This is a genomic window from Microbacterium gilvum (assembly GCF_039543865.1).
In the GTDB taxonomy this organism is placed as follows: Bacteria; Actinomycetota; Actinomycetes; order Actinomycetales; family Microbacteriaceae; genus Microbacterium; species Microbacterium gilvum.
In genome coordinates this window covers 665,115-679,644 of the sequence record NZ_BAABKO010000001.1, presented here as the reverse complement: position 1 = coordinate 679,644, position 14,530 = coordinate 665,115, and the positions used below count along the sequence as shown (strand labels likewise).

Annotated in this window: 12 protein-coding genes and 6 tRNA genes; 11 read left to right on the top strand and 7 right to left on the bottom strand. The window is 71.6% G+C overall.

Annotated features, from left to right (window positions below; all coding sequences use genetic code 11):
* Positions 1-88 precede the first annotated feature (88 nt).
* Positions 89-2,041 carry a 1-deoxy-D-xylulose-5-phosphate synthase gene (dxs, locus tag ABD998_RS03525; RefSeq protein ID WP_345435960.1) on the top strand — a complete coding sequence of 651 codons (1,953 nt, stop codon included), beginning with the start codon at positions 89-91 and terminating at the stop codon, positions 2,039-2,041.
* A 52-nt stretch (positions 2,042-2,093) separates the two neighbouring features.
* Here the strand turns inward: dxs and ABD998_RS03520 are convergent, their stop codons facing one another.
* From ABD998_RS03520 to ABD998_RS03505, 4 genes are all read right to left on the bottom strand, one after another.
* Positions 2,094-4,232 (bottom strand): 3-hydroxyacyl-CoA dehydrogenase NAD-binding domain-containing protein, encoded by a 2,139-nt coding sequence (locus ABD998_RS03520; RefSeq protein WP_345436920.1) that lies wholly within the window; start codon positions 4,230-4,232, stop codon positions 2,094-2,096.
* Between the two features lie 5 nt (positions 4,233-4,237).
* Entirely contained in the window at positions 4,238-5,446 is a 1,209-nt protein-coding gene (locus ABD998_RS03515; protein ID WP_345435958.1) for a thiolase family protein, read from the bottom strand.
* A 73-nt stretch (positions 5,447-5,519) separates the two neighbouring features.
* Positions 5,520-6,716 (bottom strand): HRDC domain-containing protein, encoded by a 1,197-nt coding sequence (locus ABD998_RS03510; RefSeq protein ID WP_345435956.1) that lies wholly within the window; start codon positions 6,714-6,716, stop codon positions 5,520-5,522.
* Positions 6,713-7,288, bottom strand: coding sequence for a DUF3000 domain-containing protein (locus ABD998_RS03505; protein WP_345435954.1), 576 nt, complete (start codon positions 7,286-7,288; stop codon positions 6,713-6,715). The genes ABD998_RS03510 and ABD998_RS03505 overlap by 4 nt, the downstream gene beginning before the upstream one ends.
* A 25-nt stretch (positions 7,289-7,313) precedes the next feature.
* Between ABD998_RS03505 and ABD998_RS03500 the strand changes: the two genes are divergently transcribed.
* Positions 7,314-8,510 carry an alpha/beta hydrolase family protein gene (locus tag ABD998_RS03500; protein ID WP_345435952.1) on the top strand — a complete coding sequence of 399 codons (1,197 nt, stop codon included), beginning with the start codon at positions 7,314-7,316 and terminating at the stop codon, positions 8,508-8,510.
* 3 nt (positions 8,511-8,513) lie between these two features.
* Here the strand turns inward: ABD998_RS03500 and ABD998_RS03495 are convergent, their stop codons facing one another.
* Both ABD998_RS03495 and ABD998_RS03490 read right to left on the bottom strand, forming a co-directional pair.
* Positions 8,514-8,948: a SufE family protein gene (locus ABD998_RS03495; protein WP_345435950.1), complete on the bottom strand. Its 435-nt coding sequence runs from the start codon at positions 8,946-8,948 to the stop codon at positions 8,514-8,516.
* A gap of 10 nt (positions 8,949-8,958) precedes the next feature.
* Positions 8,959-9,861, bottom strand: coding sequence for a sulfurtransferase (locus ABD998_RS03490; protein ID WP_345435948.1), 903 nt, complete (start codon positions 9,859-9,861; stop codon positions 8,959-8,961).
* Positions 9,862-9,970: 109 nt separating this feature from the next.
* Between ABD998_RS03490 and zapE the strand changes: the two genes are divergently transcribed.
* From zapE to ABD998_RS03470, 4 genes are all read left to right on the top strand, one after another.
* Entirely contained in the window at positions 9,971-10,993 is a 1,023-nt protein-coding gene (gene zapE / locus ABD998_RS03485; protein WP_345435946.1) for a cell division protein ZapE, read from the top strand.
* A 183-nt stretch (positions 10,994-11,176) separates the two neighbouring features.
* Positions 11,177-12,439, top strand: coding sequence for an ammonium transporter (locus ABD998_RS03480; RefSeq protein ID WP_345435944.1), 1,263 nt, complete (start codon positions 11,177-11,179; stop codon positions 12,437-12,439).
* A gap of 108 nt (positions 12,440-12,547) precedes the next feature.
* Positions 12,548-13,153: a type II toxin-antitoxin system PemK/MazF family toxin gene (locus ABD998_RS03475; protein ID WP_425562931.1), complete on the top strand. Its 606-nt coding sequence runs from the start codon at positions 12,548-12,550 to the stop codon at positions 13,151-13,153.
* Positions 13,135-13,692: a GNAT family N-acetyltransferase gene (locus ABD998_RS03470; RefSeq protein WP_345435942.1), complete on the top strand. Its 558-nt coding sequence runs from the start codon at positions 13,135-13,137 to the stop codon at positions 13,690-13,692. The genes ABD998_RS03475 and ABD998_RS03470 overlap by 19 nt, the downstream gene beginning before the upstream one ends.
* Positions 13,693-13,750: 58 nt before the next feature.
* Here the strand turns inward: ABD998_RS03470 and ABD998_RS03465 are convergent.
* Positions 13,751-13,826: transfer RNA gene (locus ABD998_RS03465), tRNA-Val, on the bottom strand.
* A 199-nt stretch (positions 13,827-14,025) separates the two neighbouring features.
* Here ABD998_RS03465 and ABD998_RS03460 point away from each other — a divergent pair.
* The 5 genes from ABD998_RS03460 (at position 14,026) to ABD998_RS03440 (ending at position 14,504) form a co-directional block, all read left to right on the top strand.
* A tRNA-Gly gene (locus ABD998_RS03460) sits at positions 14,026-14,098 on the top strand.
* 50 nt (positions 14,099-14,148) lie between these two features.
* Positions 14,149-14,219: transfer RNA gene (locus ABD998_RS03455), tRNA-Cys, on the top strand.
* A gap of 27 nt (positions 14,220-14,246) precedes the next feature.
* Positions 14,247-14,318 (top strand) — tRNA-Val (locus ABD998_RS03450).
* 1 nt (position 14,319) lies between these two features.
* Positions 14,320-14,392, top strand: a tRNA-Gly gene (locus tag ABD998_RS03445).
* A 37-nt stretch (positions 14,393-14,429) separates the two neighbouring features.
* Positions 14,430-14,504, top strand: a tRNA-Val gene (locus ABD998_RS03440).
* The last annotated feature ends 26 nt before the right edge of the window (positions 14,505-14,530 follow it).

The window sequence follows — 14,530 nt, the reverse complement described above, 5'->3', positions numbered from 1 at the left end:
TCTGCGGGTGCCGGGGCCGTTGCGCGCCGGGAAGTCAAGCCCGGTCGCGTCGCACGCTCCCTCCAGGCTGTCGGCGTAGGCTCGCATCATGACTCTGCTCGACCGGATCCGCGGGCCACGCGACCTCGATGCGCTCTCCGAGGACGAGCTCGCGCAGCTCGCCGGCGAGGTGCGCGAGTTCCTCGTCGAGAACGTGGCGCGCACAGGAGGCCATCTCGGGCCGAACCTCGGGGTCGTGGAGCTCACGATCGCCCTGCACCGGGTGTTCGACTCCCCGCACGACCCGATCATCTGGGACACGGGGCATCAGTCGTACGTGCACAAGCTGCTCACGGGGCGGCAGGACTTCGCCCAGCTGCGGTCGCGCGGCGGCCTTGCGGGCTACCCGCAGCGCTCCGAGAGCGAGCACGACGTCGTGGAGTCGTCGCATGCGTCGAGCTCGTTGAGCTGGGCGGACGGCATCTCCCGCGCCTTCCAGCGCACCGGCCGGTCAGACCGTCACGTCGTCGCCGTCGTGGGCGACGGCGCGTTGACGGGAGGAATGACCTGGGAGGCGCTCAACAACATCACCGACGACAACGAGCGGAACCTCGTCATCGTCGTCAACGACAACGGCCGCTCCTATGCGCCGACGATCGGCGGGATGGCGCGGTACCTCAACCGCGTCCGCACGGGTGAGGTCTACCGTGATCTGGGCGAGAAGTCCGGCCGTCTCGCTGGCCGCTTCGGCGCCGTCGGGCGTGCGCTCTACCGCGGGCTCCGAGGCGGGACCCACGGCTTCCTCTCCCGCCTCACCAACAACAGCGAGCTCTACTCGCAGCTCGACATCAAGTACCTCGGCCCGGTCGACGGCCACGATCTGCCGGCCCTGCTCGAGACGCTGCGTCTCGCGAAGGCGTTCGGCGCGCCCGTCATCGTCCATGCGATCACAGAGAAGGGCCGCGGCTACCAGCCCGCCCTCGACGACGAGGCCGACCAGTTCCATGCCGTCGGCCGCATCGACCCGGTCACGGGACAGCCGATGGGCGGCTCGGGCGGCCGAGGGTGGACCGAGGTGTTCGCCGACGAGCTCGTCCGGGTGGGGGAGAAGCGCGACGACGTGATCGCCATCACGGCCGCCATGCTCCGTCCCACCGGCCTCGCGCCGTTCGCGGAGCGCTTCCCCGACCGCGTGTACGACGTCGGCATTGCGGAGCAGCACGCCGTGGCCTCGGCGGCCGGACTGGCCTACGGCGGACTCCATCCCGTCGTCGCCCTGTACTCGACGTTCGTCAACCGCGCGTTCGACCAGGTCCTCATGGACGTCGCCCTCCACAAGGCCGGCGTCACCTTCGTGCTCGACCGCGCGGGCGTCACGGGCCCCGACGGACCGAGCCACCACGGAATGTGGGATCTGGCTCTCCTGCACATCGTGCCGCACGTGCGGATCGCCGCTCCGCGCGACGCGGAGCGGCTCCGCGAGGTGCTCCGCGAAGCCGTCGACGTCGCCGACGCCCCGACCGTCATCCGGTTCCCGAAGGGCAGCGTGGGCGAGGATATCCCCGCCGTCGAGCGGCTGTCCGACGGGGTGGACGTGCTCTTCCGCGCCGAGGACGAGGACGTGCTCATCGTCGCCATCGGCCCCTTCGCCACGACGGGGCTGGACGTCGCCCGGCGGCTGCAGGCGCAGGGGATCGGAGCGACCGTCGTCGATCCGCGCTGGGTGGTGCCGGTCGCGGAGTCGATCGTCGCCCTCGCCGCCCGGCACCGGCTCGTCATCACGCTCGAGGACGGCATCCGCGTGGGGGGGATCGGCACGCGCGTGCGCCAGGTCCTCCGCGAGGCGGGCGTCGACACGGCGGTCGACGAGCTCGGTCTCCCCGATGCCTTCATCGACCACGCATCGCGCGAGCAGGTGCTGGAGGACGCCGGGCTGACGCCCGCGAAGATCGCGCACGACGTCGTGTCGCAGGTGCTCGGAACCCGCATCCCCGTGGCGCGGCCCGAGGGCGCGACGGCTCCGCCGACGACCGGCCAGATCGAGCGCATCGCCGGAGTCTGAGGACGACGGAGGGGCGGGGCCAACGGCCCCGCCCCTCCGTCGTCCCGATGCGTCAGCCGTCGACGCCGCGGATGACGGGATCGTGGAAGGTGCGGCCGGAGACGCGCTCGGACGCGCCGACCCTGTCGAGGTAGACCGAGGCGCCGCCGTCGATGAACGGCCATCCGGCCCCGAGGATCAGCGCGAGGTCGATGTCCTCGACCTCGGGCACGACGCCCTCGTCGAGCATGAGCCGGATCTCGCGCGCCAGCTCGTCCTCGACACGGCGCAGGATCTCGTCCTCTGTCGCGGGCGACGAGCCGACGGAGAGCACGCGCTGGGCCTCCTTCGTCCACCCCGTCACGCGGCCGCCCTTGTCCTTCTCGACGGCCTGCGGCACGTCGGCGAGCGCATGCAGGTTGGCCGAGGCGTGGAAGCGTTCGGGGAAGTGCGACACCATGGTGTCCTGCACGTGCGCCGCGACCTTCCAGCCGACGAGGTCGATGAGCTGGAACGGCGTCATGGGCAGACCGAGCGGGCCGAAGGCGCGCTCCACGGTCGCCAGCGGCGTGCCAGCGTCGAGCGCCCGGGCCGCCTCGCCCATCACCTTCGCGAGCAGCCGGTTCACGATGAAGCCGGGCGCGTCGGCCGAGCCGATCGCGTTCTTGCGCAGGTTCTTCGCCACGACGTACGCCGTCGCCACCGCCTCCTCGCTCGCCTGCGGCGTGCGGACGATCTCGACGAGCGGCATGACGGCCACGGGGTTGAAGAAGTGGAACCCGACGAGGCGTTCGGGGTGTGCGAGGACCGAGCCGATCTCCTCGACCGACAGCGAGGACGTGTTCGTCGCGAGGATCGCCTCGGGAGAGACGATGCCCTCGATCTCGGCGAACACCTGCTGCTTCACGGCGGTCTCCTCGAAGACCGCCTCGATGACGAAGTCGCAGTCGGCGAACTCGGTCTTGTCGACCGTTCCCCGCACGAGCGCGCGCAGCCGGTTGGCCTCGTCGGCGTCGATGCGCGCCTTCTGCTCGAGCGCGGCGATCTCGTCGCGGATGTACGCGAGCCCCTTGTCGACGCGCGCCTGGTCGACGTCGGTGAGGACGACGGGCACCTGGAGGCGGCGCAGGAACAGCAGCGCGAACTGGCTGGCCATGAGCCCCGCGCCGATGACGCCGACCTTCGAGACGGGGCGCGCGAGCTTCCGGTCCGGGGCGCCGACGGGGCGCTTGGCGCGCTTCTGGACGAGGTCGAACGCATACATCGACGCCGCGAACTGATCGCCCGCGATGAGGTCGGCGAGCGCCTCGTCCTCGCGGGCGAAGGCCTCCTCCCTCGTACCGGAGCGCGCCTTCTCGAGCAGCTCGAGCGCGCGGTACGGCGCCTTGGGCACCGTGCCGATGCGGCTCTCGAGCATGCCTCGCGCGACCTTGATCGCGATCGGCCACTTCGTGAGGCGCTCGATGCGTCCGGGGGCGTTCCTGCGCTCGACGCGGACGGATCCCGTCAGCACGCCGTCGGCCCACCGCAGGGAGTCCTCGAGATAGGAAGCCGGCGGGAAGATCGCGTCGAACATGCCGAGCTCGAACGCCTGGCGCGGCTTCAGCGTGCGGTTCTGCTTGAGCGGGTTCGAGATGACGACCTCGAGCGCGTTCTCGATGCCGATGAGGTTGGGCAGCAGGTAGGCGCCGCCCCAGCCGGGGACGAGCCCGAGGAAGACCTCGGGGAGCGCGATCGCCGCGGCGGAGGAGTCCACCGTGCGGTAGGTCGAGTTCAGCGCGATCTCCGTGCCGCCTCCGAGGGCGAGGCCGTTCACGAAGGAGAACGTGGGCACGCCGAGCTCGGACAGGCGCCCGAGGACCTGGTGGCCGCGCTGCGCGATCCGCAGCGCGTCCGCGCGCCTGGTGAGGGCGCCGATCTGCGAGAGGTCGGCGCCCGCGGCGAAGATGTACGGCTTGCCCGTGATGCCCACGGCGTCGATCTCGCCCGCCGTGGCGCGGCTCTGAAGCGCGTCGAGCACGCCGGACAGCTCCGAGAGCGTCTTCGGGCCGATCGTGTTCGGCCGCGTGTGGTCGCGCCCGTTGTGCAGCGTGATGAGGGCGAGGGTGCGTCCGCTCGCGAGCACCACGTCGCGCACGAGGGAGCGGGTCACGACCTCATCGGCGCCGAGCGCCTCGAGGTCCGAGAAGTCGATGGCGTCGTAGTCGGTCATCTCGCTCACTTCCGCTTCCGCTTGCCGGTGTAGTGCGGGTTCTCCCAGACGACGCTGCCGCCCTGCCCGAGCCCGACGCACATCGCCGTGAGGCCGTAGCGCACCTCGGGGTGCTCGGCGAACTGCGCGGCGAGCTGGATCATGAGCCGTACGCCGGATGCCGCGAGCGGATGGCCGAGCGCGATCGCGCCGCCCCACGCGTTCACGCGCGGGTCGTCGTCGTCGATGCCGAAGTGGTCGAGGAACGACAGCACCTGCACGGCGAAGGCCTCGTTGAGCTCGAAGAGACCGATGTCGTCGATCGTCAGTCCCGCCTTGGCGAGCGCCTTCTCGGTCGAGGGGATGGGGCCGATCCCCATGATCTCGGGCTGCACGCCGGAGAACGCGAACGAGACCATCCGCATCTTGGGCGCGAGCCCCAGCTCCTTCACGGCCGCCGATCCCGCGAGCAGGCTCACGGTGGCCCCGTCGGTGAGGGGCGAGGACGTTCCTGCCGTCACGCGCCCGTGCGGGCGGAACGGCGTCTTGAGGCCCGCGAGCCCCTCGAGCGTCGTCTCGGGGCGGCGCCCCTCGTCCTCCGCGGCGAGGCGGAAGGCGCCATCCGCATCGGCCACGGCGACGGGGACGAGGTCGGGCTGGATGCGGCCGGCCTCGTACGCGGCCTGCACCTTCTGCTGGCTGCGCATGCCGTAACGATCCGCGCGGTCCTTCGTGATGGCGGGGAATCGGTCGTGGATGCGCTCGGCCGTGACGCCCATGTTGAGGGCGCCGGGGTCGACGAGCTTCTCCGCGACGAAGCGCGGGTTGGGATCGGCGTTGGCGCCGATCGGGTGCCGCCCCATGTGCTCGACGCCTCCTGCGATGGCGACGTCGTACATGCCGAAGCCGATCGAGGCGCCCATGGTCGTCACCGCCGTCATGGCGCCCGCGCACATGCGCTCGACGGCGAGGCCGGGCACCGTCTGCGGGAGCCCCGCGAGGATCGCCGTGCTGCGCCCCAGGGTGAGCCCCTGGTCTCCTGTCTGCGATGTCGCGGCGATGGCGACGTCGTCGATGCGATCGCCGGGGATCCCGCCGTTGCGCTCCATGAGCCCGATCATCGCCTTGACGATGAGGTCGTCGGCCCGGGTGTTCCAGTACATGCCCTTCTCGCCGGCGCGCCCGAACGGGGTCCGCACGCCGTCGACGAAGAAGACTTCCGAGAGCTCGGCCACTCTGCCTCCCTGTATCCGTTGCGATCAGCCTAGGCGGGCTGTCGGCGGCGGGACGGCATCGGTTGGGACGAACCTACGAAGCCTCCGCGCCGTCCTCGGGCGGGGTTTGCGCGGCCCGCACAAAGGCGGCGGCGATGAGCGGCGCCGTCTGCGCGATCTGCCACTCCCTGGCGCCCTGAGCGCGCAGCGCGTCCGCGACCGCGTCGACGGTCGGCTCGACGGGCGGCTGCCACGCGACGCGGCGCAGGGATTCGGGGGTGAGCAGGTTCTCCGTCGGCATCGAGAGCTCGGCGGCGCGCGCCTCGACGTCGGGTCGCGCCTGCCGCAGCCGAGCGTCCGCCTCGGGGTTGCGGTCGGCCCAAGCACGGTGCGGAGGGAGCGCGTCGCTCGGCACGCGCTCGGCGGGGAGGTCCTGCGACTCGCGCCCGGCGACGATCGCGTCCCACCAGCGGTCGATCTGGGTGCGGCTGGCGCGGCCCGTGAACTCCTTCAGCCCGGCGAGCGCCTGCTTGGTGCGGGGTGCCGCGAGCACTGCGGCGAGAAGCGCGCGGTCGGGCACGAGGCGGCCGGGGGAGACGTCCTCCGCCCTGGCGTACTCCTCGCGTGCGAGCCACAGCTCGCGCGCGACGGCGAGGTTGACGCGTCCGCGCACCTTGTGGAGCCCGCTGAGCCGTCGCCACGGGTCTGTGCGCGGCGGCTTCGGCTCGCGCGCGAGCGTCGCGGCGAACTCCTCCCGGGCGAACCCGTCCTTGCCCGCCGCGACGAGGTCGGCGGCGAGCCGGTCCCGCACGTCGACGAGGTGGAGGACGTCGAGAGCGGCGTACTCCAGCCAGTCCTGCGGCAGCGGCCGCTGCGACCAGTCCGCCGCGGAATGGGCCTTCGCGAGCTCGATCCCGAGCGTCGCCTCGACGACGGCGCCGAGGCCGACGCGCTCCCTCCCGAGCAGGCGCGAGGCCAGCTCCGTGTCGAAGATCGACGTCGGCTCGAGCCCGAGCTCGCGCAGCGACGGAAGGTCCTGGCTCGCGGCGTGGAACACCCACTCCTCGTCGCCGAGCGCGCGCTGCACGACGGTGACGTCGGGCACGGCGATGGGGTCGACGAGCACGACGCCGCCCCCGCGCCGGAACAGCTGCACGAGGTACGCGCGCTGCGAGTACCGGAAGCCGGATGCGCGCTCGACGTCGACCGCGACGGGCCCCTCGCCCGCGGCGAGGCGGTCGACCGCCTCGGCGAACGCGTCGGCGGTCTCGATGACGGCGAAGTCGGTCACGTCGGTCTCCTGGCGCCGAACACGGCGATGTCCTCGGACCCCGGCGGGAGCCCTGCGAGCATGCAGACGAGCTCCGCCCAGGCTTCGATGTGCGTGCGGAACCCTCCCTGCGGCGTCCACGAGGCGCGCAGCTCGATCTGCGCGCCGTCGCCCTCTGCCGCGAGCCCGCCGAACCCCTTCGACAGGATCTTCGTGGCGGTGCCCGAGGCCGAGTGATAGGGCGCCTCGCGCGAGTCGAGCGCGTCGACGAGCCACGACCATGTGACGTCCGCGAGGAGCGGATCCGTGCCGATCTCGGGTTCGAGGGGCGCCTGCGCGAAGGCGACGATGCGCCACGCCCCCGCCCAGGCGTCGGGTTCGGAGGGGTCGTGCAGGAGGATGAGCCGTCCCGTCCCGTAGGGCGAGTCGCCGTGGTCGCCCGGACGGACGTCGGCGGACAGGGCGAGAGCGTGGGGCGCCAGTCCCTGCGGTGCGGGCACCGATGCGACGACGAGATCGGAGCGGAAGACCGCCGCGCGCACGGCGTCCGCGGCGGCGGCGAACGCCTGCGCACCGGGACGGTCTGAATTCACGTCGTCAGATTAGAGTGAGGGGGCCATGAACACCCCCAGGCGCGCCGCATCCCCGTTCTCCGCCGCCGTCCGCACCGCGCTCACGGTGCTCGCCGCGATGCTCGCGGGCGCCGCGGGCGCCGTCGCCTACGTCTCCCTGAGGATCGCCCGTCAGGCCGTCACACCGGGCCCGCGGGTCGCCGATGTGGCCGTTCACGGCTTCGACACGGGCGCGCAGACCATCACGCTCTCCCGCACGCCCGACACGGTGCTGCCCGGGCGCTACGGCCTGTTCACGGGCGGCAGCGAGCACTACCTCAAGCTCGGCGCCGTGCTCGCGGAGGACGGCCGGCGCGTGCGTCGCAAGCTGCTCACCGAGGTGGACTCGAGCACGCAGATCGGCCCGTACGCGGCGTTCAGCGGCTGGTACTACGAGCGCGCGGAGGAGCTGCATCTGCCCTTCACGACGGAGTTCATCGGCGCGCCCGTCGGTCCGTGCCCCGCGTGGTTCTTCCCGGCCGACGACGAGTCGGCGGACACCTGGGTCGTCGCCGTGCACGGCCGGGGGACGACGCGCGCGGAGGTGCTGCGCGCGGTGCCCGTGCTGCACGCGGAGGGCCTGCCCGTCGTGTGCGTCTCGTACCGCAACGACGGCGAGGCGCCGCGGAGCAAGTCGGGCCGCTACGGACTGGGGGCCACCGAGTGGCGCGACGTCGACGCCGCCATCGCGTGGGCCCTGCGCCGCGGCGCGCGGCGCATCGTGCTCATGGGGTGGTCGATGGGCGGGGCCATCGCACTCCAGGTCGCCCTCAACTCGGCGCACCACGAGGCCATCGCGGGCGTCATGCTCGAGTCGCCTGTCGTCGACTGGCGGCTGGTCCTCGGCTTCCACGCACGGGAGATGCGCGTGCCGTCGCCGTTCTCGCGTCTCGCGATGGGCGCGCTGGGCCAGGAGTGGTCGTCGCGCATGATCCGGCACGGCGATCCGATCTCGCTCGACGACCTCGACATCGTGGCTCGGGCCGACGAGCTCGCGCACCCCGTGCTGCTCCTGCACAGCGACGACGACGGCTTCGTGCCGTCCGATGCGTCGCACCGTCTCGCGGACGCGCGCCCCGATCTCGTGACGATGGAGACGTTCCACACCGCGCGCCACACGAAGCTGTGGAACTTCGACGAGAGCCGCTGGAACGGCGCCATCCGCGACTGGCTGCGCGGCAACGGGCTGTCGGCGCGCGGCTGACCCTCAGACGGACCGCGCGCGGATCTGGCGCTTCGCGCGCAGGAGCATGCCGGTCATCCCCGAGATCCGCAACGGCGAGACGATGCGCGTGAGCCCGAGCGTCTGCGGGAAGTCGTCCGGCACGCCGAGCGCCTCGTCGACGGCGAGCCCCGTCAGTCCCTGCGCGAGGATGCTCGCGAATCCGCGCGTCGTGGGCGCCTCCGCAGGGGCGGTCGCGTGCATCACGACGCGGCCGTCGTCCACCTCGAGGACGATGAACACGGGGGACTGGCACTCCGCGACGCGCTCGGCGAGCTCCGGATGATCCTCGAGCCGCTCGGGGAACGCCGGCAGCTCGTTCGCGAACTCGAGCAGGAGCTGAAGGCGCTCGGGCTCGTCGAGCGCGAGGAAGTCGTCGCGGATCGCGGCGAGGGGGGCGGGGAGGGGCGCGTCGCTCATCCGCCCCAGACTACGTCGTGGGCACCGTCCCCGGCTCGGCGCCCGTCGCGATGGGCACGCGGACGGCGCTGCCCCACTCTGTCCAGGAGCCGTCGTAGTTGCGCACGTTCGCGAATCCCAGCAGGTGGCGAAGGACGAACCACGTGTGGCTCGAGCGCTCGCCGATGCGGCAGTAGGCGATGATGTCGTCGCCGTCGTCGAGGCCGATCTCGTCGCGGTACACCGCCTCGAGCTCGGTGCGCGGCTTGAAGCCGCCGTCGTCGGAGACGGCTCGCGCCCACGGCACGTTGTGCGCGGTCGGGATGTGCCCCGCGCGCAGCGCGCCCTCCTCGGGGTAGGCCGGGGCGGTCGTCCTGGCGCCCGTGTACTCCTCGGGCGAGCGGACGTCGACGAGCGGCCGGCCGATGTGCGCGAGGACGTCGTCCTTATAGGCCCGCAGCACCGAGTCGTCGCGCTCGACGACGGGGTAGTCCGTCGCCGGGCGCGCGGTCCGCTCCGTCGTCAGCCCGCGGCCCTCCGCGATCCAGCGGTCGCGCCCGCCGTCGAGGAGACGCACGTCCTCGTGGCCGAACAGCGAGAACACCCACAGCGCGTAGGCGGCCCACCAGTTGCTCTTGTCGCCGTAGATGACGACGGTGTCGTCGCGGGAGATCCCCTTCGCGCGCAGCAGACGTGCGAAGCCCTCTCCGTCGACGTAGTCGCGGATGACGGGGTCGTTGAGCTCCGTGTGCCAGTCGACCTTCACGGCGCCCGGGATGTGGCCCGTCTCGTAGAGGAGGACGTCCTCGTCGGACTCGACGACGACGAGGCCGGGTTCGCCCAGATGGTCGTCGAGCCACTGCGTCGAGACGAGGCGCCAGGGCTCCGCGTACTCGGCGAACTTCTCCTGCGAGGCATCGGGTGCGACGGCCATGGCTGCTCCTCGTTATCGTTGATGCGTTCCGCTTCCGAGCCTATGCGGCTCGGAGCGCCCTGGCGCGGCTCGTCGGCGGCGCCCGTAACCGACAGACATCCGAGGACCCATGACCTCCACCGCGACCGAGATCGTCCCGCTCGCCGAGCGCCATCCGCAGCTCTCCGGCGAGGAGATGCTCGCGAGCCTCGTGCCGCCGCGGCAGTTCGACGGGGCGACCTTCGCGTCGTACCGGGTCGACCCCGCGTTCCCCTCGCAGCAGGAGGCGAAGGAGGAGCTGGAGCTGTTCGCGGCCGGCGGGATGGCGCCCAAGCGCGGCGGCCTCTTCTCGCGCAAGCCGAAGGCGCCCGAGATGAAGCCCGGCGTGTACCTCGACGGCGGGTTCGGCGTCGGCAAGACCCACCTGCTCGCGGCGATCTTCCACGCGGTGCCCGCCCGTCGGAAGTACTTCGGGTCGTTCATCGAGTACACGGCGCTCGTCGGGGCGCTCGGCTACAAGAACACGGTCGACCTGCTGCGCGGGTCGGCGCTGCTGTGCATCGACGAGTTCGAGCTCGACGACCCAGGCGACACCATGGTCATGACGCGGCTGCTCGGGGAGCTCGTCGCGTCGGGGACGCGCCTCGCGGCGACGAGCAACACGCCGCCGAATGCGCTGGGGGAGGGCCGCTTCGCCGCGCAGGACTTCCTGCGGGAGATCCACGCCATGGCCGACAGCTTCCGCACGCTGCGCATCGACGGCGTCGACTTCCGCCAGCGTTCGCTCGACGGCCAGGCGATCGTCCTCGACGAGGCCGACTACCGCTCGGCACTGGACGCGGCGGGTGGGGTCGTGAGCGACGACGCGTTCGACGCCCTCATCGCCCATCTCGCACGCGTCCACCCGTCGCGGTACATCCGCCTCGTCGACGGCATCGGCGCCGTCGGACTGCGCGACGTGCGCCCGCTCGTCGACCAGTCGGAGGCGCTGCGGTTCGTCGCGTTCGTCGACCGCGTGTACGACGCGCAGCTCCCCGTCCGCGCCACCGGCGTCCCGCTGCACGAGGTGTTCTCTCCCGAGATGCTCGCCGGCGGCTACCGCAAGAAGTACCTGCGTGCCATCTCGCGCCTCGTCGCGTCGACGCACGCGTGATCCACGGGCGGGCCTCCGCACCGGACGAAACATGTTGTTTACCGGCAGCCGTCGTGCGTAACAGAGTCGAAACAGCGCGCGCACCAGTCGGGTAACGCGGCGTCGACAGACTGGGGCCACCCGGATGGCGCGCGACCGCGACCCGAAGCTCTCCGGGCCCCGTGACCCGATCTGGAGAAACACATGGATCAAGGCAACACCGCGTTCATCCTGATCGCCGCAGCGCTCGTGCTGCTGATGACGCCCGGCCTGGCGTTCTTCTACGGCGGTCTCGTCAAGGCCAAGAGCGTCATCAGCATGATGATGCTCAGCTTCGGCGCCATGGGGCTCATCGGCGTCCTGTGGGTGCTCTACGGCTACGCCATCGCCTTCCCTGGCGCGGAGGGGCTCGTGGCCCCGTGGAACATCGACTGGTCCGCGCTGGGCCTGTCGAGTCTCCTGGAGACGCCTGAGGATGCCGCGTTCCCGCCGCTCGCGTTCGTCGCGTTCCAGGCCACGTTCGCCATCCTGACCGTCGCGCTCGTGTCCGGCGCCATCGCCGACCGGGCCAAGTTCGGGTCGTGGCTGCTGTTCGCCGGCATCTGGGCGACCGTGGTGTACTTCCCCGTCGCCAGCTGGGTCTTCAACTTCGGCCTCGCGGACGATGGCTCGTTCGCGTACGGGGGATGGATCACGTACGGGATGCAGGAGTGGCTGGGTGTCGGCGCGATCGACTTCGCGGGCGGCACGGCCGTGCACATCAACGCCGGTGCGGCGGCCCTCGCGCTCGCGCTGGTCCTGGGACGCCGTGTCGGGTTCCAGAAGGGCGCGCACGTGCCCCACAACCCGCCGTTCGTGCTGCTGGGTGCGGGTCTGCTGTGGTTCGGGTGGTTCGGGTTCAACGCGGGCTCCGAGCTCGCCGCCGACGGCACCGCGGCCCTCGCGTTCGTCAACACGATCGCCGCTCCCGCGGCCGCCCTCCTCGCCTGGCTGGCCGTGGAGAAGCTCAAGGAGGGCAAGGCCACCTCGGTGGGCGCGGCCTCTGGTGCCGTCGCCGGTCTCGTCGCCATCACCCCCGCGTGCGCCGCGCTCGACCCCGTCTGGGCCATCCTGCTGGGATTCCTCTCGGGCGCGCTCTGCGCTCTCGCGATCGACCTGAAGTTCCGCTGGGGCTTCGACGACTCGCTCGACGTCGTGGGCATCCACCTCGTCGGCGGCCTGCTCGGCACCGTCTACCTCGGCTTCTTCGCCAACGGCACCGGCCTGTTCATGGGTGGCGACGGCACGCAGCTGCTCGTCCAGGTCATCGCGGCCGTCGCGGTGCTCGTGTACTCGTTCGTGCTGGCCTACATCATCGGCTTCGCGATCGAGAAGACGATCGGCTTCCGCGTGAAGAACGAGGACGAGGTCGCCGGCATCGACACGGTCCTCCACGGCGAGGAAGGGTACGTCCTCGACGTCCGCTGACTCGCCGCTTCGTCCGCGGGGGCGCTCCCGGCCCGCCGGGGCGCCCCTGCGGCGCGTCCGGGTGCTGCCAGGGGCTGCGGCGGCGGCTTGCGCCGGTAGGGTGGCGGCGTGGCACGACAAGGATTCCTCGGGGCGCTCGCAGGTCTCGCGCTCGACGTCCTCGCACAGGCGACACGCGGCGCGAGGAAGAGCAGACAGGAGACGTCCCGTGCGCCCGAGGCGGCACGGCCATCCCCCGCCCGCCCCTCGACGCCCGCCCCCGCGCGGACGGCCGTGCCCGGATCGGCCGCGGCGTCGTCGGGGACGACGACCGTCGAGGTCGACCCGCGCACGGTGCGCGATCTGCGCCTGTCGTACGCACCCGATCGGGATGGCGCACCCGACGCCGGCGAGATCATCTGGACGTGGGTGCCGTACGCAGAGGCCGACGGACGCGGGAAGGACCGCCCCGTGCTCGTGATCGCGCGGCAGTCCGCCGAGCGGGCGTACGCCGTGAAGCTCACGAGCAAGTCGCATGACGGCGATCGCGAGTACGTGTCCATCGGTTCGGGGGAGTGGGACGCGCAGGGCCGCGAGTCGTGGGTGGACCTCGACCAGCTCTACGTCGTCCATGAGGACGGCATGCGCCGCGAGGCGGCGGAGCTGGACGAGGCGCGGTACGCCGTCGTCGCGCGCGAGCTGCGGCGGCGGTACGGGTGGCAGGCGGGGGAGTGACGGGCGCGCACGACCTCGGCGGCGGCATCCTGCTCCGCCCCCTCCGCGTCGACGACGCGTCGGCGCTCGCGGCGGCCTACACGCGCAATCGCGCGCACCTGGCGCCGTGGGAGCCCGAGCGCAGCGAGCGGTTCTTCACCTCGGAGGGCCAGCACGACGAGGTGCGCGGCGCGCTCGCTTCGCGCACATCGGGCACGAGCGAGCCCCTCGTGCTCGTCGGGAGCCGTGGCATCGTCGGGCGTCTCAACATCTCGTCGATCACGAGGGGCGTCTTCCAGAGCGCGACGCTCGGCTACTGGGTGGACGCGGCGCTGCAGGGCAGGGGAGTCATGACGCGGGCCGTCGCCGCGGTGGTCGGGATCGCGCGCGTCGAGCTCTCGCTGCATCGGCTGGAGGCGGGCACGCTCGTGCACAACACCGCCTCGCAGGCCGTGCTCCGCGCGAACGGCTTCGTGGAGTACGGCCGCGCCGAGCGGTACCTCCGGATCGCGGGCCGGTGGCAGGACCACGTGCTGTTCCAGCGCATCCTCGAGGACTGAGCCGCCGGCGGGCGGCGTTCCGACGAGAGAAGCCCCGGGGCGACCCGGGGCTTCTCGATGGTGGGCGATACCAGACTCGAACTGATGACCTCTTCCGTGTGAAGGAAGCGCGCTACCAACTGCGCCAATCGCCCATGTGATGTTGTCGTGCGCCGGAGCGGCACAGGTGTCGAGCATACCGGATCGGCCGGGCGCTGGCGAACCGGAGGCGCGCTCTCGCGTGTCGGACATGAACGGCGGGTGACACGCCCGGAGCCGGTCGGCGGTTTGGCCGGTCGCCGAACGTGGGCTAATGTAGGTCAAGTGCCCGGGGCGAGCCCCGGTCGCGGAAATGCGGATGTAGCGCAGTTGGTAGCGCATCACCTTGCCAAGGTGAGGGTCGCGAGTTCGAGTCTCGTCATCCGCTCGAGTGCAGGGATCCCGTCAGGGTTCTCGGCACGTGGGTTCGATCCCCGCGGTGGCGTGGCCGAGAGGCGAGGCACCGGCCTGCAAAGCCGTTTACACGGGTTCGAATCCCGTCGCCACCTCGCTCATAACTGAACAGCTCTTTATGAGCGCGATTGGCGCAGCGGTAGCGCGCTTCCCTGACACGGAAGAGGTCACTGGTTCGATCCCAGTATCGCGCACGCGGATGTAGCGCAGTTGGTAGCGCATCACCTTGCCAAGGTGAGGGTCGCGAGTTCGAGTCTCGTCATCCGCTCGGTCGCAGGGCCTCCGCGAGGAGGCCCTGTTTCTTTGGGCGATTGGCGCAGCGGTAGCGCGCTTCCCTGACACGGAAGAGGTCACTGGTTCGATCCCAGTATCGCCCACCATCCGGACCCCGCCTCGAGCGGGGTCT

What these genes read in the sequence shown, in the direction of transcription:
- dxs (WP_345435960.1), top strand. Translation starts at nt 89, where the DNA reads ATGACTCTGCTCGACCGGATCCGCGGGCCACGCGACCTCGATGCGCTC.
- ABD998_RS03520 (WP_345436920.1), bottom strand. Translation starts at nt 4,232, where the DNA reads ATGACCGACTACGACGCCATCGACTTCTCGGACCTCGAGGCGCTCGGC.
- ABD998_RS03500 (WP_345435952.1), top strand. Translation starts at nt 7,314, where the DNA reads ATGAACACCCCCAGGCGCGCCGCATCCCCGTTCTCCGCCGCCGTCCGC.
- ABD998_RS03495 (WP_345435950.1), bottom strand. Translation starts at nt 8,948, where the DNA reads ATGAGCGACGCGCCCCTCCCCGCCCCCCTCGCCGCGATCCGCGACGAC.
- ABD998_RS03490 (WP_345435948.1), bottom strand. Translation starts at nt 9,861, where the DNA reads ATGGCCGTCGCACCCGATGCCTCGCAGGAGAAGTTCGCCGAGTACGCG.
- zapE (WP_345435946.1), top strand. Translation starts at nt 9,971, where the DNA reads ATGACCTCCACCGCGACCGAGATCGTCCCGCTCGCCGAGCGCCATCCG.
- ABD998_RS03480 (WP_345435944.1), top strand. Translation starts at nt 11,177, where the DNA reads ATGGATCAAGGCAACACCGCGTTCATCCTGATCGCCGCAGCGCTCGTG.